Origin of the sequence: Xaviernesmea oryzae, assembly GCF_900109605.1 — a bacterium.
Classification (GTDB): domain Bacteria; phylum Pseudomonadota; class Alphaproteobacteria; order Rhizobiales; family Rhizobiaceae; genus Xaviernesmea; species Xaviernesmea oryzae.
In genome coordinates this window covers 1-2,954 of record NZ_FOAM01000042.1, presented here as the reverse complement: position 1 = coordinate 2,954, position 2,954 = coordinate 1, and the positions used below count along the sequence as shown (strand labels likewise).

Below are 2,954 nucleotides of genomic sequence, written 5' to 3'. Positions count from 1 at the left end.
TCGCCACGAGCCAAAGCTGCCTCCCAAAAAGCAGTCTTGAATCATGCTTCCCCTGATTTGGAAATCCACTTTGTCAACAGGGCCTAGGACACCTTGAGAAAGACGGAGGTCCGTCATGCGTCATAATCCCGCAAGCGGTGCCATTGTCATCATGCTGCGGTAACTGACGATGCATGGCATGGCCCAAGCCGTTGGCGATCTGACGGAACAAGGCTCACCCGCCTTCGAAGCCGCCATGCCCATCCTGTCGCAGCTCCTTAAGGCAGAGACAGCCGAGCGGGAGGTCAGATCAGTTGCCTATCAGCTGAAGACGGCACGCTTTCCTGCCTATCGCGATCTCAACGGCTTCGACTTTACCAGCAGTGAGATCAACGAGGTGCTGGTCCGCCAGTTCGACCGCGGCGACTTCTTTGATGACGCCAACAACATCGTTCTCGTTGGTGGCCCTGGCACGGGAAAGACCCATATCGCCCCGGCCATCGGCGTCCAGGCCATTGCGCACGACCACAAGAATGCGCTGGGCGGCCTTCGTGTCGGGAAAGGCACGAGCAGCGAGTTTCATCGCGCGCCTTTTCAACAGGCACAGTAGCCGAGCACCAGCAACCGGCGACCAGGGCCTCGTCGTCGACGCAGAATTGGATGTAAAGCACCCACGACTTCTCGCTATCGCGGCAGATAGACGTAGCTCGGCTTATCTGAACAGTTTCGGGCGTTTTGCCATGGATTTCCGCCTCGATTATGCGGCCACCATTATTTGTGCCAGCGCCTTGAAGTAACCTGATCTGGCGTCTGCCAGTCAAGGGATTGATGTGGCCGGCGGCGATTATAAATGTCAGACCTCGACCAATGCCGACGCGGACTTCGCACGCCGTCGTGTGGGCTTGAAAGCGGACGTCTTCGTATGTGATGGAATGCCAGAGCGGCTCGAAGAACACGTCGGCCCGCCATGCATCCTCGCCGTCCATCGAGATGGCAATCTCAGCCTTTTTCAGCAGGGCGGTGAAAGTCGATGGCGGTACACTGCGGTCCATGCTCGGTGTTGTCGCAACAATGCCCGCGCATCACGCAGATCTCTCGGGCTTCCCGTCAGGGCATAAGGGCCTCCTCGACCGCTTCGATACGAAGGTCCGCCTCTAGCGGTTTTGAAAATCGCCAAGACGAAACCCGCCGACGGAACCGATGCACCACGGCGCAAAGGTGGACAAATCAGCCTATCTCTTCGACGAAAAGCAAGCACATAACCATGTGCCCTTAGTTGACAAAACAGGATGTAGAACGCGTCTGCAGTGCTTCATCGACGTCAGCAATTGGTTCGCATAAAATTACGAAATAAGATAATTAGGCCGGTTAAAAATGTAAAATTAAGCCGAAATCCGAGACATTTCATCATCTCGTCATAAAGCAGCCTTATCAATTTTTCGTGTGAGGTTGATTACTGAATATGTGGAAGATTGTTTCCTTTTTCTGTCGCCTAAGAGGTTACAGGTTCAGTGAACCCTATACCTTATTATTATTAGGGGAAAAGACTTGGATAAAATTATACCCAGTTGAAAAGAATAATGAGTTATTCATACTGACTGTCGCATAAAGAGCGGAAGTTTTTGTCGTTGCTCTAAGAGATGACGATGCCCGCATCTTTGCAGGGAAAATAATTGACCTGTCCAATTTTCTCTTTGGTTGCGATTCTTTGCTCGCAAAGCAAGTAGAAATGCGCCGAGGAGTGACAAGCCACAAGCTGCAGATCTTGTGTCGCTGCAAATGTTTCATGTCCGTTTCCATTGACCAATCCGATCCAACCGAAGCCAAGGTGACCTTCGGTTATGGTGCCGAGTCGCATATCTTCATAAAAATACCGACGTCCTCTTTGAAATTTCAAATCCGAGAATTCCTGCAAGAAATTGAGGTTGCCAGCAAAATGTCGGATCAGGCGATGGTTGCCGCATCTTCGAAAACGCCGGATCGCTTCACTTTCGACTCATCCTCACCGGATGCCAAATGCGGTAAATATGGCCAGCGCGCCCTGTTTGCTGGCGTCAAGCAAGAACAATAAGCATGCTGGACTCTCGGCGACATCAAGGACAAACAAACGATGGATTACTCTTTGCTATCCGGTCTGTCGAAATTCGATCCGTCAAAAAATGATATTGAAATCGTAAAATCAATATTTGGCGTAGATATGGATTATTTACTCCCAGATGAGGAGGTGAAATGGATTGGAAGCTCATCCTTCAGATTATTATTTAGGATATTCTCTCCAAAGCCAACGCTTGTAATTTTTTTTATGTCGTGCTGTCTGTATTTCGCTATTTCAATCATGTCAAATAATTTTATAAATCCATTTGGATTTATTTCTATAATAATGTTTTTATTACTTTTTATTTTCTCAATTATTGTATGTGGTACACAATTTGGCGTAATCTATATTGTTACAAATTACCGAATAGCACATCATAGTGCATCAAATTTAAAATTTTTTACCAGACTAAACCCAAAGCGACTTAAGGCTAGGCGTGGACGGTATATTTTTTATGATCTTGGATTTTTAAGATCTGTGGAAATAAAAAGACTTATATTTTCTAATTCAGGTTCGATTTCATTTAGAAAGAGTCTATTTCTTAATGGTGCACCTCGCCATGTATCAAATAGCAGTCCCATAAGTGTCCATGTGATAAATTGCATTTCTGTTTACAGCAACGAAATACCACTTGGATACCTCAATCAAATGGTCGGTATACGTGATATTATGAAAGTTGCGCACGTAATAAAAGAGCATGCCAGAAAGCGTAAGCAAGATAATCAAAAATTTACATCGGAATATAGCGAAGAGATAAAACTGTAGACATAGGATCTGATGATGACGCGTTTGTCTAGGCCCTGTTGACAAAGTGGATTTCCAAATCAGGGGAAGCATGATTCAAGACTGCTTTTTGGGAGGCAGCTTTGGCTCGTGGCGA

2 protein-coding genes and 2 pseudogenes are annotated in these 2,954 nt (G+C 47.0%); 3 read left to right on the top strand and 1 reads right to left on the bottom strand.

Annotation, left to right across the window (positions count from 1 at the left end):
* Positions 1–169: 169 nt before the first annotated feature.
* Positions 170–511 (top strand): annotated as a pseudogene (locus BMX61_RS24085) (ATP-binding protein); the annotation flags it as partial.
* Positions 512–736: 225 nt separating this feature from the next.
* On the opposite strand, the pseudogene BMX61_RS25275 reads toward BMX61_RS24085, so the two are convergent.
* A pseudogene (locus BMX61_RS25275) lies at positions 737–1,206 on the bottom strand (IS3 family transposase); the annotation flags it as partial.
* Between the two features lie 559 nt (positions 1,207–1,765).
* Between BMX61_RS25275 and BMX61_RS24075 the strand changes: the two are divergent.
* Together BMX61_RS24075 and BMX61_RS24540 are read left to right on the top strand one after the other, a co-directional pair.
* A complete protein-coding gene (locus tag BMX61_RS24075; protein WP_075625313.1) occupies positions 1,766–2,050 on the top strand; it encodes a hypothetical protein in 285 nt (94 codons plus the stop codon).
* Between the two features lie 39 nt (positions 2,051–2,089).
* Positions 2,090–2,839 (top strand): hypothetical protein, encoded by a 750-nt coding sequence (locus BMX61_RS24540; protein ID WP_139199013.1) that lies wholly within the window; start codon positions 2,090–2,092, stop codon positions 2,837–2,839.
* The last annotated feature ends 115 nt before the right edge of the window (positions 2,840–2,954 follow it).